14 protein-coding genes, 2 tRNA genes, 1 pseudogene and 1 riboswitch are annotated in these 18,212 nt (G+C 71.5%); of the genes and pseudogenes, 12 read left to right on the top strand and 5 right to left on the bottom strand.

The features are described 5' to 3' along the window. Nucleotides 1-43: 43 nt before the first annotated feature. The 3 genes from V5G24_RS18905 to V5G24_RS18915 all read right to left on the bottom strand — a co-directional run bounded on the left by V5G24_RS18905 (nt 44) and on the right by V5G24_RS18915 (nt 939). A tRNA-Ala gene (locus V5G24_RS18905) sits at nt 44-119 on the bottom strand. 181 nt (nt 120-300) lie between these two features. Then, nucleotides 301-376: transfer RNA gene (locus V5G24_RS18910), tRNA-Ala, on the bottom strand. A 152-nt stretch (nt 377-528) separates the two neighbouring features. Further along, nucleotides 529-939 carry a TIGR02300 family protein gene (locus V5G24_RS18915; RefSeq protein ID WP_394085610.1) on the bottom strand — a complete coding sequence of 137 codons (411 nt, stop codon included), beginning with the start codon at nt 937-939 and terminating at the stop codon, nt 529-531. 191 nt (nt 940-1,130) lie between these two features. On the opposite strand from V5G24_RS18915, the gene aroA reads away from it, so the two are divergent. The 9 genes and pseudogenes from aroA (at nt 1,131) to V5G24_RS18960 (ending at nt 14,712) form a co-directional block, all read left to right on the top strand. Then, on the top strand, nt 1,131-2,504 hold the full coding sequence (aroA, locus tag V5G24_RS18920) for a 3-phosphoshikimate 1-carboxyvinyltransferase (RefSeq protein ID WP_394085609.1): 1,374 nt from the start codon (nt 1,131-1,133) through the stop codon (nt 2,502-2,504). A gap of 8 nt (nt 2,505-2,512) precedes the next feature. Continuing rightward, nucleotides 2,513-3,145: a (d)CMP kinase gene (gene cmk, locus V5G24_RS18925; RefSeq protein ID WP_394085725.1), complete on the top strand. Its 633-nt coding sequence runs from the start codon at nt 2,513-2,515 to the stop codon at nt 3,143-3,145. Between the two features lie 244 nt (nt 3,146-3,389). Next, nucleotides 3,390-3,623: riboswitch (cobalamin riboswitch) on the top strand. Between the two features lie 19 nt (nt 3,624-3,642). Then, nucleotides 3,643-4,188, top strand: coding sequence for a DUF1636 family protein (locus V5G24_RS18930; RefSeq protein ID WP_394085608.1), 546 nt, complete (start codon nt 3,643-3,645; stop codon nt 4,186-4,188). Further along, nucleotides 4,185-5,240 (top strand): cobalamin biosynthesis protein CobW, encoded by a 1,056-nt coding sequence (gene cobW / locus V5G24_RS18935; protein ID WP_394085607.1) that lies wholly within the window; start codon nt 4,185-4,187, stop codon nt 5,238-5,240. Before V5G24_RS18930 ends, cobW begins: the two co-directional genes overlap by 4 nt. Nucleotides 5,241-5,260: 20 nt before the next feature. Then, entirely contained in the window at nt 5,261-9,979 is a 4,719-nt protein-coding gene (cobN, locus tag V5G24_RS18940; protein WP_509292259.1) for a cobaltochelatase subunit CobN, read from the top strand. Between the two features lie 47 nt (nt 9,980-10,026). Then, nucleotides 10,027-10,209, top strand: a pseudogene (locus V5G24_RS18945) (ferredoxin-like domain-containing protein); the annotation flags it as partial. Between the two features lie 2,387 nt (nt 10,210-12,596). Beyond that, nucleotides 12,597-13,232, top strand: a complete 636-nt coding sequence (locus V5G24_RS18950; protein ID WP_394085118.1) for a precorrin-8X methylmutase — start codon at nt 12,597-12,599, stop codon at nt 13,230-13,232. Continuing rightward, on the top strand, nt 13,229-13,954 hold the full coding sequence (locus V5G24_RS18955; protein WP_394085117.1) for a precorrin-2 C(20)-methyltransferase: 726 nt from the start codon (nt 13,229-13,231) through the stop codon (nt 13,952-13,954). Before V5G24_RS18950 ends, V5G24_RS18955 begins: the two co-directional genes overlap by 4 nt. Further along, nucleotides 13,951-14,712, top strand: coding sequence for a precorrin-3B C(17)-methyltransferase (locus V5G24_RS18960; protein ID WP_394085116.1), 762 nt, complete (start codon nt 13,951-13,953; stop codon nt 14,710-14,712). The genes V5G24_RS18955 and V5G24_RS18960 overlap by 4 nt, the downstream gene beginning before the upstream one ends. Here the strand turns inward: V5G24_RS18960 and V5G24_RS18965 are convergent. Continuing rightward, nucleotides 14,679-15,452: a cobalt-precorrin-6A reductase gene (locus V5G24_RS18965; protein ID WP_394085115.1), complete on the bottom strand. Its 774-nt coding sequence runs from the start codon at nt 15,450-15,452 to the stop codon at nt 14,679-14,681. The genes V5G24_RS18960 and V5G24_RS18965 overlap by 34 nt on opposite strands. On the opposite strand from V5G24_RS18965, the gene cbiE reads away from it, so the two are divergent. Genes cbiE through cobM form a run of 3 tightly spaced genes read left to right on the top strand, consistent with a single transcriptional unit; the run spans nt 15,451 to nt 17,887 of the window. Beyond that, on the top strand, nt 15,451-16,746 hold the full coding sequence (gene cbiE, locus V5G24_RS18970) for a precorrin-6y C5,15-methyltransferase (decarboxylating) subunit CbiE (RefSeq protein WP_394085114.1): 1,296 nt from the start codon (nt 15,451-15,453) through the stop codon (nt 16,744-16,746). The two genes, V5G24_RS18965 and cbiE, sit on opposite strands and share 2 nt — an antisense overlap. Continuing rightward, entirely contained in the window at nt 16,743-17,129 is a 387-nt protein-coding gene (locus V5G24_RS18975; protein ID WP_394085113.1) for a cobalamin biosynthesis protein, read from the top strand. The genes cbiE and V5G24_RS18975 overlap by 4 nt, the downstream gene beginning before the upstream one ends. Continuing rightward, on the top strand, nt 17,126-17,887 hold the full coding sequence (gene cobM / locus V5G24_RS18980; protein ID WP_394085112.1) for a precorrin-4 C(11)-methyltransferase: 762 nt from the start codon (nt 17,126-17,128) through the stop codon (nt 17,885-17,887). The genes V5G24_RS18975 and cobM overlap by 4 nt, the downstream gene beginning before the upstream one ends. Before the next feature lie 13 nt (nt 17,888-17,900). On the opposite strand, the gene V5G24_RS18985 is transcribed toward cobM, so the two are convergent. After that, entirely contained in the window at nt 17,901-18,032 is a 132-nt protein-coding gene (locus V5G24_RS18985; RefSeq protein ID WP_394085111.1) for a hypothetical protein, read from the bottom strand. Nucleotides 18,033-18,212: the final 180 nt, after the last annotated feature.

Genomic DNA, 18,212 nt, shown 5'->3' on the forward strand with positions numbered 1-18,212 from the left:
CGCAGGGGCGTTCACGCACGCCGCGATGTCAGGAGAAGAGATTTGGTGGAGCCAGGCGGAATCGAACCGCCGACCTCTTGAATGCCATTCAAGCGCTCTCCCAACTGAGCTATGACCCCACCGGGCCGCGGGCTTCGCGCTGCCACCTCGCCGCGGGCAAACCGCCCAATTCGAAGCGCTGGCGCGTCGGGAACTCCCGCGACGCTTCCCGGGGAAAAATCGCCCCCGGGCACGAGCGGGCCTTGAGGCGGCCCGCGATCCTTATAGCCTTATCTCTTTTCAGAGCCGGCGGAAACGAAATGGTGGAGCCAGACGGAATCGAACCGACGACCTCTTCAATGCCATTGAAGCGCTCTCCCAACTGAGCTATGGCCCCACCGGATCGCGAGGTGCGCGCAGGCGGTCATTTAAATGACATGGGATGTCAACTAAAAAACCAGTTGCGCGTCGGGAATGCCCCGCGACGGATGCCAGGGGGAATCGCGCCCCCCAGCGAGAGCGGCCTTTAAGCACAGGCCGCCGACCGTATCAAGCCTCTTCGTCGTCCTCGAGGCCCTCGCCGATCAAATCGGAGACGTCGTCCCCTTCGTCCTCGTCTTCCTCGAGGAAGGTGTCGTCGTCCGCGTCCGCGACGAGGTCGTCATCGACGTCCACATCCACGTCCACCTCGTCCACCGGCACCTTCGCGCCGACGGCTTCCTCATCCGCCTCTTCAAGGCTGATGACCTCGACGTCGGCGACCTCCTCGTCCGCGTCGGCGACCACCGGCACGGCGGCGGCACGGGCCGCTTCGCCGCGGCTGCGGACCACCGGCTCGAAATAGGAGCGCGGGTAGGATTCGCCGGTGAAGGGAGACACCACCGGGTCCTTGTTCAAATCGTAAAACTTGCGCCCTGTAACAGGACAGATGCGCTTGGTGCCGAGTTCTGGCTTCGCCACGGCAAAGATCCTAGGGGGCTGTCAAAAGGAGGGTGCTCCATTGGCGAAACCCCATGCCCCTGTCAAGCACCGAATCCGAATACGTCGCGTGGCCAGCGTGCACGCGCTTGTGTTAGACGGCATGCAATCCATCCTGGAACGGCAGCCGGCGGGACTTTGCGAGGCTCCGCGCGCCGAAAATGGGAGCAGTCATGTCCAGCGCCGTCGCTCAATCTTCTTCCCATGGTGATGGGGAAAATGCCGTTCCCGGCGCAAGCCGGCCCTCCCCGGCCCTCGCCGGAACGGTGCGCGTGCCGGGCGACAAGTCGGTTTCGCACCGTGCGCTGATGTTCGGCGCCCTGGCGCGCGGGGAAACCCGCATCACCGGCCTGCTGGAGGGCGAGGACGTGCTGAACACCGCCAAGGCCTGCATCCAGCTGGGCGCGCAGGTGGAGCGGCTCGGCGCGGGCGAATGGCGCGTGGTCGGCGTTGGCGCGGGGAATCTGAAGAGCCCCGAGGCGCCGCTCGATTTCGGCAATTCCGGCACCGGCGCGCGGTTGATGATGGGCGTGGTGGCGGGAAACCCCATCGTCGCCACCTTCGACGGCGACGCCAGCCTGCGCCGCCGGCCCATGAAGCGGGTGCTGGATCCGCTCCTCGCCATGGGCGTGGTGGTGGAAGAGGAAGCGCCCGGCGGCCGCCTGCCGCTGCGCCTGAAGGGCCTCACCGAACTCAAAGCCTTCACGTATGAAACCCCGGTGCCCTCGGCGCAGGTGAAATCCGCCGTGCTGCTCGCGGGCCTTGCCGCCAGCGGCGACACGGTGGTGGTGGAGCGCGAATCCACCCGCGACCATACCGAGCGCATGCTGACCCATTTCGGCGCCGACGTGCGGGTCGAGCCGCACGGCGCCCACGGCCGCCGCATCACCCTCGCCGGCCGGCCGGACCTGAAGGGCGCGCCGGTGGCGGTGCCGTCCGATCCGTCTTCCGCCGCCTTCCCGCTGGTGGCGGCGCTGATCGTGCCGGGCTCGGACATCATCCTGAAGGACGTGATGATGAACCCGCTGCGCACCGGCCTCATCACCACGCTGAAGGAGATGGGCGCCTCCATCGAGACGCTGTCTGAGCGCACCGAGGGCGGCGAGGCCGTGGCGGATCTGCGCGTGCGCCATTCCGTGCTGACCGGCGTCGACGTGCCGCCCGAGCGCGCGCCTTCCATGATCGACGAATATCCGGTGCTCGCCGTGGCGGCGGCGTTCGTGCACGGCACCACCCGCATGCGCGGCCTCAACGAATTGCGGGTAAAGGAAAGCGACCGCCTCGCCGCCGTGGCCGACGGGCTGGCCGCCTGCGGCGTGCCCCATGAGATCATCGGCGACGATCTGCTGGTCACCGGCCTCGGACCCGATGGCGTGACCGGCGGCGGACCGGTGGCGACCCATATGGACCACCGCATCGCCATGGCCTTCCTGGTGATGGGCTTCGCGGCCCGCGAGGGGGTGCGCGTGGACGACATGCGCTTCATCGCCACCTCCTTCCCCACCTTCGTGCCCATGATGGGCGGCCTCGGCGCGGTGCTGGCATGAGCGACGGCCTGATCATCGCCATCGACGGGCCGGCCGCGTCCGGCAAGGGCACCCTCGGCCGCAGGATCGCGGCGACCCTCGGCCTGCCCCATCTCGATACCGGCCTGCTCTATCGGGCGGTGGCCGCGCGCTGCCTCGCCGACGGCACGCTCGACGACGAGATGGCCAGCGCGGACGCGGCCCGCACGCTGGATCTGCGTTCGCTCGACCCGGAAAAGCTGCGCACCGGCGCGCTCGGCGAAGCGGCGTCCGTGGTCGCCGCCCGCCCGGTGGTGCGCGGGGCCTTGCTGGATTTGCAGCGGCGCTTCGCCGAGCAGCCCGGCGGCGCGGTGCTGGACGGGCGCGACATCGGCACGGTGATCTGTCCCCATGCGCCGGTGAAGCTGTTCGTGACCGCCTCGGCGGACGTGCGCGCCACGCGGCGGCATCGCGAATTGCTGGAGCGCACGTGCGACATCGCGTTCGAGGATGTGCTGGCCGACATCCACAAGCGCGACGCCCGCGATTCGCACCGCGCCACCGCCCCCCTGGCGATGGCGCCCGACGCGGTGCTGCTGGACACCACCCATCTCGGCATCGACGAGGTGCTGGCCGCCGCTTTGGCGATCATCGCCGCCAAGACCGCGGCGGCGGGCGCCTGAGGCGAATCGACGTTCAACCGAATGCTCGGCGCTCGCCCTCCCCCCTTGCGGGGGAAGGGTGGGGAGGGGGGTCCGGCCCGCCAGCATGACCTTCGCCCGGACAGCGGGGAGACACCCCCACCCTGCCCTCCCCAGCAAGGGGGGAGGGAGAAAGCCGCCGCGCCCCCTGGTGCTGGGTCTCGATTGCCCCCGGCCCGGCCGGGGCACCACGCGCCGCTTCATTGACTTCGCGCCGGAGCGGTTCTTAAGTGTCGGCGTCGATGGTCCCGGTTCGGGCGGCTTGCCGCTTCCGCCGGGTGAAAAGGGAATGCGGTCGCGCCCGGGTGTTCCGGTGCGATAGCCGCAGCTGCCCCCGCAACTGTAGGCGGTGAGTTCCGGCCGAAAAGCCACTGGAAGACGGGCCTTGCGCCCGCTCCGGGAAGGCGGCCGCGAACGGCGATCCGCGAGCCAGGAGACCTGCCACCGACAGGAATGCGCGCCGGGCGGGGTGCCCTGGCATGGCGATTCTTTCTGTGGCGCGCGGTTGCGGGCCGCGCGCACCCATGGAAAGCGGCGTGGAGCGACCTTCCAACGACGATGCGCCTTTCGCGGCGGGCGACACGACGCCGCGCACCCCCGCGCCCGCCGACGGGCCGGCGCGCGATGCCCTGCGGGTCGCCAGCGTTCCGGCCGTGACCCTGTTCGTGTGCACCACCTGCAAGCTCGCCGGCGCGGACACGGACGCGCCACCCGCCGGCGCCGCCCTGGCGCGGCAGGCCCAGGATGCCTTTGCGCAGACCTCCGACGCCGCCATCGCCGTGAAGGAGGTGCGCTGCCTCTCCAATTGCAAGCGCGCGCTCTCCGCCGCCTTGGTGCGCACCGGCGGCTGGTCCTACGTGTTCGGCGATCTCACCCCCGATAGCGCCGCCGACCTTTTGACCGGCGCCGCGCTGTTCGCGACCTCCACCGACGGCATCCTGCCCTGGCGCGGACGCCCCGACAGCCTCAAGCGCGGCATGATTGCCCGCATCCCTCCCATGAACTTCTCCGAGGACCAGCGATGACCTCTCTCGCCCGCATCCCCTGCACCATCGTCACCGGCTTCCTCGGCGCGGGGAAGACCACTTTGATCCGCCACATCCTGGAAAATGCCCAGGGCAAGCGCCTCGCGGTGATCGTCAACGAATTCGGCGACGTGGGCATCGACGGCGAGATTTTGAAGGGCTGCGGCATCGAGAGCTGCCCGGAGGACAATATCGTCGAGCTGGCCAATGGCTGCCTGTGCTGCACGGTGGCGGACGATTTCGTGCCGGCGCTGGACCTGATCTTGTCCCGCACCCCGCGCGTGGACCACATTTTGATCGAGACTTCCGGCCTTGCCCTGCCCAAGCCCCTGGTGCAGGCGTTCCAATGGCCGGCGATCAAGAGCCGCGTCACCGTGGACGGCGTGGTGGCGGTGGTGGACGGCCCGGCGCTCGCCGCCGGCCGCGTCGCGGACGATCTGGCGGCGCTTGCCGCCCAGCGCGCGGCCGACGACACTCTCGACCATGACGACCCGGTGGAAGAGGTGTTCGAGGACCAGATCGCCTGCGCCGACCTGATCATCCTCTCCAAGTCGGACCTGCTGGATGCGGCCGGCGCGGACATCGCCGATGCCCGCATCGCGCAGGCCCTGCCGCGTGCCGTGAAGGTGGTGCGCTCGGCCGGCGGCAAGGTGGATGCGGCGATCCTGCTTGGCCTCGGCGTCGGCACAGAGGATGAAATCGACGCCCGCCGCACCCATCATGACGACGAGCTGGACCACGACCACGACGATTTCGACAGCTTCATCGTGCGCCTGCCCGACATCGCCGATCCCGCCGCCCTCGCCGCCCGCGTGGCGCGGGCCGCCGAAACGCCGGACGTGCTGCGGGTGAAGGGCTTCGCCCATGTGGCCGGCAAGCCCTTGCGCCTGCTGGTGCAGGGCGTGGGCACGCGGATTTCCCACCAGTTCGATCGGCCCTGGCGGGCGGACGAGCCGCGCTCCGGTGCGCTGGTGGTGATCGGGCTGAAGGGCTTCGACCGCGCGGCGGTGGAGCGCGCCCTGCTGGCCGAGGAACCGGCGCTTTCCGCCTGAGGCTGGGATAAGCTTTCTCCATGCATCTGCTCGCGAGCACATCCGCCACCATCGAGGACCTGGCCGAGCCCATCGACCTGCGCCAGCCTCCCGGCGATGTGCTTGCCTTGTCCTTCACCGACAGCGACCTGCTGGCGCTCGCCGCAGCGTGGCGGCAAAGACGCGACCGCCTGCCGAGCCTGCGGCTCGCGCGGCTGAAGGATCTGCGCCACCCCATGTCGGTGGATCTGTGGATCGACAAGGCGGCGCGGCACGCCAAGGTGATCTTGGTGCGCCAATTGGGCGGGCTCGACTGGTGGCGCTATGGCGCCGAGCGGCTCGCGGAGCTGGCCCGCACGCGCGGCATCGCCCTCGCGCTGCTGCCGGGCGAGGACCAGGACGACCCGCGCCTCGCCGCCCTCTCCACCGTGCCAGCCGCGGAACTGGCCGCATGGCTCGGCTATTTCCACCAAGGCGGGCCGGACAATATGGCGGCGTTGCTGGAGCGGGTGGCGCGCGTGGTGCGGGGCGAGGACGGCACCGCCATCGCCGGGCAGAAGCCCGTGCCGCCCGCGAGCTTCTATCTGCCGGGGCTGGGGGCGGTGGATTTGGCGGACGTGGTGGGCCGCGCCCCGCCTCCCCCTCAATCCCTCGCCCCGCTTCCCCCACCCCAGCCCTCCCCCGCAAGCGGGAGAGGGGGCGCGGTGGCGCTTGGGGAGGGTGAGCGCTCCCATCCCGACCTCGCCAATCCCCTCTCCCGCTTGCGGGGGAGGGTCAGGGAGGGGGAAGAGGGCTTCGACGTAGAACCGCAATCCGCCGGAAGCGGCGCGCAGGCTGAGGCATGGACGGGAACAGCTCCGCACGACCTCGCCCCGCTGCCCCCTCAAGGCCTTTCCCCGCTGTCCCCTCCCCAGCCCTCCCCCGCAAGCGGGAGAGGGGGCGCGGTGGCGCTTGGGGAAGGCGAACGCTCCCATCCCGACCTCGCCAATCCCCTCTCCCGCTTGCGGGGGAGGGTTAGGGAGGGGGAAGAGGACCGGGGGAGGGCCAGGGAGGGGGAAGAGGGCTTCGACGTAGAACCGCAATCCGCCGGAAGCGGCGCGCAGGCTGAGGCATGGACGGGAACAGCTCCGCACGACCTCGCCCCGCTGCCCCCTCAAGGCCTTTCCCCGCTGCCCCCTCCCCAGCCCTCCCCCGCAAGCGGGAGAGGGGGCGCGGTGGCGCTTGGGGAGGGTGAGCGCTCCCATCCCGACCTCGCCAATCCCCTCTCCCGCTTGCGGGGGAGGGTCAGGGAGGGGGAAGAGGGCTTCGACGTAGAACCGCAATCCGCCGGGAGCGGCGCGCAGGCTGAGGCATGGACGGGAACAGCCCCGCACGACCTCGCACCTCCCCCTCACTCCCCCGCCCCGCCTCCCCCACCCCAGCCCTCCCCCGCAAGCGGGAGAGGGGGCGCGGTGGCGCTTGGGGAAGGCGAACGCTCCCATCCCGACCTCGCCAATCCCCTCTCCCGCTTGCGGGGGAGGGTTAGGGAGGGGGAAGAGGACCGGGGGAGGGCCAGGGAGGGGGAAGAGGGCTTCGACGTAGAACCGCAATCCGCCGGGAGCGGCGCGCAGGCTGAGGCATGGACGGGAACAGCTCCGCACGACCTCGCCCCGCTGCCCCCTCAAGGCCTTTCCCCGCTGCCCCCTCCCCAGCCCTCCCCCGCAAGCGGGAGAGGGGGCGCGGTGGCGCTTGGGGAAGGCGAACGCTCCCACCCCGACCTCGCCAATCCCCTCTCCCGCTTGCGGGGGAGGGTTAGGGAGGGGGAAGAGGGCATCAACCCCGCAGCGGATCGCGCCGGCGCACATGCCCCCCCCCGCGCCCTGCTCTTGTTCTACCGCTCCATGTGGCTGGCCGGCGATCTTGCGCCCATTGATGATCTCTGTGCGGCCTTCGAAGCGCGCGGCATCGTGCCGGTGCCGCTGTTTCTCACCAGCCTGAAAGACCCCAAATCCCGCGTCTTCGTGCGCGACGCCATCGCCGACGCCGCCCCGGACCTGATCCTCACCGCCACCGCGTTTGCGGCCGGGGGTGCGGAGGATATTTTCCCCGCTGGCGGGCCGCCGGTGCTGCAGATCATTCCCGCCACCACGGCCCGTGAAGCCTGGGCGAACAGCCCGCGCGGCCTTGCCGCCGCCGATCTCGCCATGCATGTGGTGCTGCCGGAACTGGACGGGCGGGTACTGGCCGGCGCCATCTCGTTCAAGGACATGGCCGCCCCGGACGCGGACCTTGCCTTCACCGCCGCGCTCAACCGCGCCGAGCCGCAGGCCATCGCTCATGTGGCGGCGCGCGCCGCCGCCTTGATCCGCCTCGCCCACACACCCCGCGCGGAACGCCGCATCGCCGTGCTGATGCCAGATTATCCCGGCGCCCCCGGCCGCACCGGCTATGCGGTGGGGCTGGATGTGCCGGAAAGCGTGCGGCGGGCGCTTAAAACGCTGGCGGACGCAGGCTATGACGCCGGCGCGGCGCCCGCCGATTCAAAAACCTTGCTGACGCACATCGTCCCCAGCGAGGCCCTGCCGCTCGCCGATTATCAGCGCCTGTTCGCCGACCTCCCCGAACCTGTCCGCGCCGCGATCACCGCCGCCTGGGGCCGGCCGGAAGACGACCGGGACATGCAAGGCGACGCCTTCCATTTCCGCTTTGCCCGCTTCGGGCACGTGACGGTGGCCCTGGCGCCGGATCGCGGCGCCTCGCTCGACCGGCGCGCGGACTATCACGACCCCGCGCTGCCGCCGCGCCATGCCCTGCTCGCCTTCGGGCTTTGGCTGCGGCACGCTCTCGATGCCCATGCGCTCGTCCACATGGGCGCCCATGGCACGCTGGAATGGCTGCCCGGCAAGGCCGTCGCCCTCACGCCCGACTGCTTTCCCCAAGCCGTGCTCGGGCCGCTGCCGGTCATCTATCCCTTCATCGTCTCCAATCCCGGCGAGGCGGCGCAGGCCAAGCGGCGCATCGCCGCCGTCACGCTCGGCCACCTGCCGCCGCCGCTCACCGGCGCCGGGCTTACCGCGGCCGAGCAGACCCTCGAACGCCTCGTGGACGAATATGCCGAGGCGGACGGGCTCGACCCGCGCCGCCGCGACCGCCTCGCCCGGCTGATCGTCGAAAGCGCGGGCGAGACCGGCCTGTCCGTGCGCGCCGGGGTCGATGCCGCCACCGATCCCAACGAAGCCTTGCGCCGCATCGACGCCTGGCTGTGCGACGTGAAGGACATGCAGGTGAAGGACGGCCTGCACATTTATGGCGCCGCCGACGGCGATGCCGCGCGCACGCCGAGCGCGGACGCCGAGCGCGCCGCGCTCCTCGCCGCCCTCGACGGCCGCCATGTGAGCGCGGGGCCGGCGGGTGCTCCTGCGCGCGGGCGGCGCGATGTGCTGCCCACCGGGCGCAATCTCTTCACCGCCGATCCGCGCCATCTGCCCACCCCCACCGCCCTGGACCTCGGGCGCCGCGCGGCGGACGAGGTGGTGCGCGCCTATCTCCAGGAGCATGGCGACTATCCGCGCGCCGTGGTGATCGATCTGTGGGGCAGCGCCACCTTGCGCACAGGGGGCGAGGAGATCGCCCAGGGGCTGCATCTCATGGGTTGCCGGCCGATCTGGGATCCTGCCAGCGGCCGCGTGACCGGCATCGAGGTGCTGCCGCCGGCCAGCATGGGGCGGCCGCGCGTGGATGTGAGCTGGCGCGTCTCCGGCCTGTTCCGCGACATCTTCCCCGCCCAATTGGCGTTGCTGGACGCCGCCGCCCGCGCGGTGGCGGCCCGCGCGGAGGAGGCGGACGAGAACCCGCTTGCCGCTTTGGCGCGCGCCGGCGCAGATGTCGCGCGCATCTTCGGCTCCGCGCCGGGGGCCTATGGCGCCGGCATCGAGGACGCTTTGGCGCGCGGCGCGTTTGCCGATCGCGGCGAACTCGGCGCCGCCTATCTCGCCGCCGCCTCCCATGTCTATGACGGGCCGGAGGGCGCGGCCCGTCCGGCCGCCGGCGCCTTCGCCGCCCAGGTGGCGCGCGCCGATGCGCTGCTGCACACGGCCGACGATCCCGCGCGCGACCTGCTGGACGGCGCCGAGGACGGCGCCTTCATGGGCGGTTTCGCCGCTGCCGCCGCGCTGCTCGGGAAAGCGGTGGATCTGGTGGTGCTGGATACCAGCGATCCCGAAAAACCGAAGGCCCGCCCCCTGAAGGATGCGCTCACCCGCATCGTCCATGGCCGGGTCTCCGCCGCCTTCATCGCCGGCCAGATGCGCCACGGCCCGCGCGGCGCCGCCGAGCTGACCGAGACCGTGGACCGGCTGGTGGCGTTCGCCGAGACCACCCATCAGGTCGCCTCCCATCTGCTGGACCAGCTGCACGCGGCCTATCTGGCGGACGAAGACGTGCGCGCCTTCCTGCTGCGGGAGAACCCGCAGGCGGCGGACGCCATGGCGCGGCGGTTCGAGGACGCCCGCCGGCGCGGCCTGTGGCACGCGCGCCGCAATGATCTCGACGGCGATCTCGCCGCCCTGCGCGCCGAGGCGCGCGATGGGGAAAAATCCGGCGCCGAGGCGCGCGATCGGAAAAAATCCGGCGCGGAAGCGCGCGACGAAGGAAGATTCAGCGCGGAAACGCGTGAGGTCGCCACGGGGCGCGCGAAAGCGCGCGATGGAGAGACACGCAGCGCAGATGCGCACGACAGCGCGGACCTCCCCGCAGCTCTGGGCACGGAGGCGGCGGAATGAGCGCCCTGTCCCGCCGGCGCGGCGCCTGCCCGGCGCTGAGCGCGCCCATGGAGACCGGCGACGGCCTTCTGGTGCGCCTCGTGCCGGCAGACGGCGTCTTCGCGCCGCGCACCCTCATCGGGCTGGCGCGGGCGGCCCAGGCGTTCGGTAACGGCATCGTGGAAGTGACCGCGCGCGGCAGCCTGCAGATTCGCGGCCTCGCGGTGGAGAGCGTCGGCCCGCTGAACCACGCCGTCGCCGCCCTCGCTTTGGTGCCGCGCGAGGGCCTCGCCATCGATGCATCGACGCTCGCCGGCATCGACGCCACCGAGATCGCCGACGCCCGGCTCCTTGCCGGAGAGATCGGCGCGGCGGTGGCCGCCGCCGGCCTTCTGCCGCGCCTCGGGCCGAAGGTTTCGGTTGTGATCGACGGCGGCGGCGCCTGCCCGCTCGATGCCTCCAAGGCCGATGTGCGGCTGCAAGCGGTTCGCGCGGGCGATGGCGTGGCATGGCGGATCGCCTTGGCCGGCGATGCGGCGCGGGCCCATCCCTTCGCCACCTTGGGCCGGCGGGAGGCGGTCGCGGCCGTGGTCGATCTCTTGGCGCGCATCGCCGCGCTCGGGCGTGCGGCACGGATGGAAGACGTGCTGCGCCGGGCGGCATCGGACGAGATCGTCCATGTGGCGGCAGCCGCGCACGGCGCATTCCTCGCCTCGAATGCGAACACGCGCCCCTTCCCCGCTCCGAGCCCCCCCCAAGAGCCACAAGGCCCCCTCTCCCGCTTGCGGGGGAGGGTTGGGGAGGGGGAAGAGTGCCTCGATGCCGCACCGCAGCCGACCGGTACGCACGCGAATTCCGAAGCCGACGCGTGCGCCGACCGCGCGCGCCTGGACCTTCAAGACCTCGCGCCCCAGCCCCCTCAAGACTTCGGTTCCCTGCCCCCACCCCAACCCTCCCCCGCAAGCGGGAGAGGGAGCGCTGTGGCGCTTGGCGCGAGTGACGCTACCCGGCGAGGGAGCGCCGTGGTGTTTGGGGAGGGAGGACCGGCGGCACCGGCAGCCGGTGCGGAAGGGACAAGCGCCGATTCCCCCTCCCTCCTCCCGTGCCAAGAGCCGCAAGGCCCCCTCTCCCGCGTGCGGGGGAGGGTTGGGGAGGGGGAAGAGTGCCTCGATGCCGCACTGCAGCCGACCGGTACGCACGCGGATGCGGGCGCGGACTCGGGCGGCGACCGCGCGCGCCCGGACGCACAAGACCTCGCTTCCCTGCCCCTTCAGAACTTCGCTTCCCTGCCCCCTCCCCAACCCTCCCCCGCAAGCGGGAGAGGGGGCACAGTGGCGCTTGGGACGAGTGATTTTGCGCCCCAGCCCCCTCAAGCCCTCGCGCCGGTGCCCCCTCAATCCCTCGCTTCCCTGCCCCCTCCCCAGCCCTCCCCCGCAAGCGGGAGAGGGAGCGCCGTGGTGTTTGGGGAGGGAGGACCGGCGGCACCGGCAGCCGGTCCGGAAGGGACAAGCGCCGATTCCCCCTCCCTCCTCCCGTGCCAAGAGCCGCAAGGCCCCCTCTCCCGCGTGCGGGGGAGGGTTGGGGAGGGGGAAGAGTGCCTCGATGCCGCACTGCAGCCGACCGGTACGCACGCGGATGCGGGCGCGGACTCGGGCGGCGACCGCGCGCGCCTGGACCTTCAAAATATCGCGCCCCAGCCCCCTCAAGCCCTCGCGCCGGTGCCCCCTCAATCCCTCGCTTCCCTGCCCCCTCCCCAACCCTCCCCCGCAAGCGGGAGAGGGGGCGCGGTGGTGTTTGGGGCGGGTGATTTCGCGCGCCGGCACGCGCCCGCGCATCCTTCCCCCGAAGCCCGCCCCGGCCCGCTCCATCTCCACCCGCTCGCGGACGGCACGTTTGCCCGTGGCATCGGCCTGCCGTTCGGCGCGCTGGAGGCGGAGACTTTCATCGCCCTCATCGAAGCCGCAGAACAGGCCGGCGCGCGGGAGATCCGCCTTGCCCCCGGCCGCGCGCTGCTGGCCATTGGCCTGACGCAGGACGGCGCCGCCCGCCTGGAACGGTCCGCCGCGACCCTCGGCCTCCTCACCGATCCCGCCGATCCGCGCGGTTTCGTTGCCGCCTGTCCGGGCGCGCCGGCTTGCGCCTCCGGCCTGCTGCCGGCGCGCGCGCTCGCTCCGCAGGTGGCGCGCGCGCTCGCCCCGCTGCTGGACGGCTCGTTCGAGGTGCATGTCTCCGGCTGCGCCAAGGGCTGCGCCCATCCCGCGCCCGCGGCCGTGACGCTCGTCGGGCGCAAAGCCCCGCCACCACCGGACCTCTCACCACGGCCCGTGCCATTTCCGGACTCGCCGCCCGTCGATTTGCCGCCAGCAGACCCGCCCCAACCGCACTCGCCCCCAGCAGACTCGCCAGCGGCGAACTCGCCCGTGGGAAACTTGTCCTTGGGAAACTTGCCGGCTGTAGACTTTCCCATCGCCCTCGTGCGAGAGGGCACGGCGGAGGGCGTGGCGCTGGCCGCGCTTTCGCTTGTCGCCCTCGTCCCCACCCTCACCCGCCTCGCCGCGCCGGGCAGACAGCCCGGCGAAAGCGGGGCGCAAGCCCTGTCCCGCCTGCTCGCGCAGGCCTTTAAGGAGCGTTCCGCCTGATGGCTGCCGGGTTCGATTATGTGCGCGATGGCACCGCCATTTACGAGCGCTCCTTCGCCATCATCCGCGCCGAGGCGGACCTCTCGCGCTTCACCGAGGACGAAGCGGACCTCGCGGTCCGCATGATCCATGCCTGCGGGCTGGTGGAAGCGGCGCGCGATTTCGTGTTCGGCCCCGGATTTGTGGACGCCGCCCGCGCGGCGCTGAAAGCCGGCGCGCCGATCCTGTGCGATGCGCAGATGGTGGCCCATGGCGTCACCCGCGCCCGCCTGCCGGCGCAAAATCCCGTGCTCTGCACCTTGCGCGAACCCCAGGTGCCGGAATTGGCGGAACGGCTCGGCACCACGAGGTCCGCCGCCGCGCTGGAATTGTGGCGGCCGCATCTGGAGGGCGCGGTGGTGGCCATCGGCAATGCGCCCACCGCTTTGTTCCACCTCCTGGAAATGCTGGACGCGGGCGCGCCGCGCCCGGCCGCCATCCTCGGCATGCCGGTGGGCTTCGTGGGGGCGGCCGAATCCAAGGATGCGCTGGCGGAAAATCCGCGTGGCATCCCCTTTGCCATCGTGCGCGGACGGCTCGGCGGCAGCGCCATCACCGCCGCAGCGCTCAATTCGCTTGCGAGGGCCGGCCTGTGACGGGACGTTTGATCGGTGTCGGCGTCGGGCCGGGAGACCCCGAACTCATCACGCTGAAGGCGGTGCGCGCGCTCGGCGCGGCGGATGTGATCGCGCATTTCGCCAAGGCGGGAAATTCCAGCCACGCCCGCGCCATCGCCAGCGCCCATTTCCCGCCGGGCGCGGAGGAAGTGCCGCTGCTCTATCCCGTGACGACGGAAATTCCGCATCGCGACGACGCCTATCGCAGCGCCATCGCGGCTTTCTACGACGCCTCCGCCGCCGCGCTCGCCGAACGGCTGATGGCAGGGCAGACGGTGGCGGTGCTGAGCGAGGGCGACCCGCTATTCTATGGCTCCTACATGCATCTGCATGTGCGCCTCGCCCCGCGCTTCCCGACACAGGTGATCGCCGGGGTCACCGGCATGTCGGGGTGCTGGTCCACGGTGGGTGCGCCCATCGCCCAGGGCGAGGATGTGCTGATGGTGCTGCCCGGCACGCTGGACGAGGACGCGCTGACGCTGCGCCTCGCCCAGGCCGATGCCGCCGTCATCATGAAGGTGGGCCGCAATTTGCCGAAGATCCGCCGCGCCTTGGAACGCGCCGGCCGTCTGGAGCGCGCCATCTATGTGGAGCGCGGCACCATGGCGGGCTGCACCCATATTCCGCTCGCCGGACGCGACGATGCCCGCGCGCCCTATTTCGCCATCGTGCTGGTGCCGGGCTGGGAGGGCGCGGCGTGAGCGGGCATCTTTGCGTCGTCGGCCTTGGCCCCGGATCGCCGGAACAGGTGACGCCCCAGGCCCGCGCCGCGCTCGACGCCGCGCAGGAGATCTTCGGCTATGGCCCCTATCTCGCCCGCGTGCCCGAAAAGCCGGGCCAATTGCGCCACGCCACCGACAATCGCGAGGAGCTGAGCCGCGCCGGCGCGGCGCTGGAGCGGGCGGCGGCGGGGGCGCGGGTGGTGATGGTCTCGGGCGGCGATCCCGGTGTGTTCGCCATGGCGGCGGCGGTTTGCGAGGCCATCGAGCACGGCCCGCCTGAGTGGCGCGCGGTGGAGGTGGAGATGGTGCCCGGCATCACCGCCATGCTGGCGGTCGCGGCCCGCATCGGCGCGCCGCTGGGGCATGATTTCTGCGCGCTCTCCCTGTCCGACAATCTCAAGCCCTGGCCGCTGGTGGAAGCCCGCCTGAAGGCGGCGGCTGAGGCCGGCTTCGTGATCGCGCTCTACAATCCCATCAGCCGCGCGCGGCCCTGGCAATTGGATGCCGCCTTCGCTTTGCTACGCGGCGTGCTCGCCCCGTCCGTGCCGGTAATCTTCGGCCGCGCGGCGGGACGGCCGGACGAGCGCATCGTCCTCTCCACCCTTGCCGAGGCGAAGGGCGAACAGGCGGACATGGCCACCTGCGTTTTGATCGGCAGCGAGGAGACGCGGATCGTGGAGCGGCCGGGATTGTCCCCGCTGGTCTATTCCCCCCGCTCCGCGCGGGCCGCGGGATGAAGGCGGGCGTCGAGCCACGCCAGTGCCGCATCGGCATCGCTCACGCGCGGCACGTCCGGCAGGGACGGCCGGCGCAGCATCACCACCGCGATGCCGAGCGCGCGGGCGGCGGCGATCTTGCCATAGGTGGCGGTGCCGCCGGAATTCTTGGCGACGATGATCTCGATGCCGCTTGCGCCGAGCAAGGCGCGGTCGTCGGCTTCGCTGAACGGGCCGCGCGCGAGGATATATTCGGCGTGCGGCACCGCGAGCGGCGGGGCGATGGGATCGACGCTGCGCACCAGATAGGCATGCTGGGGCGCGGCCTCGAAGGCGCGCACCTCGTTGCGGCCGAGGGCCAGGAACACCCGGCGCGGCGCGGTGCCGAGCGCCTCCACGGCCGCCGCCACATCCTCCACCTCGCGCCAGCAATCGCCCGCCTGCGCCGCCCAGGCGGGACGGCCGAGGGCGAGCAGCGGCACGCCGATCGCCGCGCAGGCCAAAGCGGCATTGCGCGAGATGTTGGCGGCATAGGGATGGGTGGCGTCGATCACCGCGCATGTGCCGTGGGCGCGCAGGAAATCCGCGAGCCCCTCGGCGCCGCCGAAGCCGCCGCTGCGCACCGGCACCGGCTGGGGCGCGGGATTTTCGGTGCGTCCCGCAAGCGACAGCAACAGGCTAAGATCGTCGCGGTCGGCGAGTCGCGCCGCCAATTGCCGGGCATCGCGGGTGCCGCCGAGAATGAGGATCGGTCGCGTCATGGCTGAACCGCAGGAACAGGATCGAGCATCGGGCGAAGCCATCGGCGCCGGAGGAACGGGGCCGGAGACTGCCGTATCCGCACCCTGGCTGTCCATCGTCGGCATCGGCGAGGACGGGCTGGACGGGCTTTCGCCCACCGCCCGCGCACGCATCGCGCAGGCGCAGATGGTGTTCGGCGGCGCGCGGCATCTCGCGCTGGCGGTTGAGGCCGTGAAGGGCGAAGCGCATCCCTGGCCGAGCCCGTTTGCAGAAGGGGTCGCGCAGGTGCTCGCCGCGCGGGGAAAAAACGTGTGCGTGCTCGCCTCGGGCGATCCATTTCTGCACGGCGTCGGCGCGACCCTCGCGCGCCATGTTCCCGCCGGCGAAATGCACGTCATCCCAGCGCCCTCCGCCTTCAGCCTCGCGGCGGCGCGCCTCGGCTGGGCGTTGGGCGAGGTGGCGCAAGTGTCGCTGCATGGGCGCGAGATCGGCCGCATCCGCCCGTTCCTCCACCCCGGCTGCCGGATCCTGGCGCTGACCTCGGACGAGACCGGCCCGGCCGCGCTCGCCGCCTTGCTGACCGGGCTCGGCTTCGGCGCCTCGCGCCTCACCGTGCTCGAAGCGCTGGGCGGCCCGCGCGAACGCATCCGCGGCGCCCACGCCCGCGATTTCACCCTGCCCGACATCGACCCGCTCAATGTCCTCGCCATCGAGGTTGAGGGCACGGGCGCCGTGCTCACCCGCGCCAGCGGGCTGGACGACGCTTTGTTCGAGCATGACGGGCAGATCACCAAGCGCGAGATCCGCGCCATGACCTTGTCCGCGCTCGCCCCGCGCAAGGGCGAGTTGCTGTGGGACGTGGGTGGCGGCTCCGGCTCCATCGCCATCGAATGGCTGTTGGCGGACCCCTCGCTCGCCGCCATCGCGATCGAATCCCATCCTGAGCGCGCGACGCGCATCTGGCGCAACGCCACGGCGCTCGGCGTGCCCCATCTGCGCATCATCGAGGGCACGGCGCCGGGCGCCCTCGCCGGCCTGCCGGCGCCGGACGCGATCTTCCTCGGCGGCGGGGCGAGCGCGGATGGCGTGATCGCGGCGGCCGAAGCGGCGCTGAAGCCCGGCGGACGGCTGGTGGCGAACGGCGTGACGCTGGAAACCGAAGCGGTGCTGCTTGCGTTGCATGCGCGGCTCGGGGGTGATCTGCTGCGCATCGTCCTATCGCGGGCGGAGCCCATCAAGGGCATGACGGGCTGGCGCCCGGCCATGCCCATCACCCAATGGCGCTGGATGAAGCCAGGAAGGGAGGCGCAATGATCGTCGCCGGCATCGGCAGCCGCCGTGGCGCCTCGGCGGAGGAAGTGATCGCCGCCATCGACGGCGCGCTGGAACGCGCGGACCTCGAGCGCACCGCTCTCGGCGCCGTGGCGACCCCGGCCGTGAAGGGCGGGGAAGTGGGCATCTCCCAGGCGGCGGCCGAACTCGGCTTGCCTTTGGTGCTGGTGCCCCAGGGCCAGCTCGAAGCCATGGCTGAACGCACGCAGACCCATTCCGAGCGCGTGGTCGCTTTGCTGCGCGTGCCCTCGGCAGCGGAGACCGCCGCGCTGGCGGCGGCGGGGCTCGGCGCGCAGCTTCTCGGCCCGCGCCTCGCGCTCGGCCCTGTGACCTGCGCCCTCGCGCGCAGCGGAGACGATGCGTGAGCGTTCATTTCATCGGCGCCGGCCCGGGCGCGGCGGACCTCATCACGGTGCGCGGGCGCGATCTGCTGGCCCGCTGCCCGGTGTGCCTTTATGCCGGGTCCATCGTCGCGCCGGAATTGCTGGCCTATTGCCCGCCCGGCGCGCGGCTGATCGACACCGCCCCGCTCGATCTCGACCGCATCGAGCAGGAATATGTGCGCGCCCATGACGCGGGGCAGGATGTGGCGCGGCTGCATTCGGGCGATCTCTCGGTCTATAGCGCGGTGGCCGAGCAGATCCGCCGGCTGGAGCGCCACGGCATCGCCTATACGCTCACCCCCGGCGTGCCGGCGTTCGCGGCGGCGGCCGCCGCGCTCGGGCGCGAATTGACCGTGCCGGAAGTGGCGCAGAGCTTGGTCATCACCCGCATTTCCGGCCGCGCCTCGGCCATGCCGCCGGGCGAGACCCTCGCCGCCTTCGCCGCGACGGGCGCCACGCTGGCGATCCATCTCGCCATTCATGGGCTGGAGCGGGTCGCGAGCGAGCTTATCCCCTTCTACGGCGCCGATTGCCCGGTGGCGGTGGTGGCGAAAGCGAGCTGGCCGGACGAAAAGCTGGTGCGCGGCACGCTCGGCGACATCGCCGCACAGATCGCCGCCGACCCGATCGAGCGCATGGCGCTGATCCTGGTGGGACCGGCGCTCGGCGCACGCGATTTCCGCGAGAGCGCGCTCTATGACGTGGATTACGTCCGCCGCTTCCGGGGCATGGGAGGATAGCACCGATCGACCTTCAGGGCTTTACGCCGTTGCAGGAGACGTCATGCACGGGCTTGTCCCGTGCATCCACGCGGTGTCGCTGGTGCCAGCTCTTCAAGGCCCGCACGTTCGGCCCGGCATGGATGGCCGGGACGAGCCCGGCCATGACGGCTGGTAAAGGAAAGACAATCGCGCGTACCTGCCATCCGGCCGCCTCGACGATCCACCAGGCAGCTGAATGTCGATCCGACCTAGAGTATTTCATCGTTTCACGGAAACGATGAAATACTCTAGGTCATTGCGTTGTCGCATTTCTTCACGCGAACCGGTGTCCACTTCGCGCGAA

The sequence above is a fragment of the Roseixanthobacter finlandensis genome (genome assembly GCF_043195105.2).
In the GTDB taxonomy this organism is placed as follows: Bacteria; Pseudomonadota; Alphaproteobacteria; order Rhizobiales; family Xanthobacteraceae; genus NCEH01.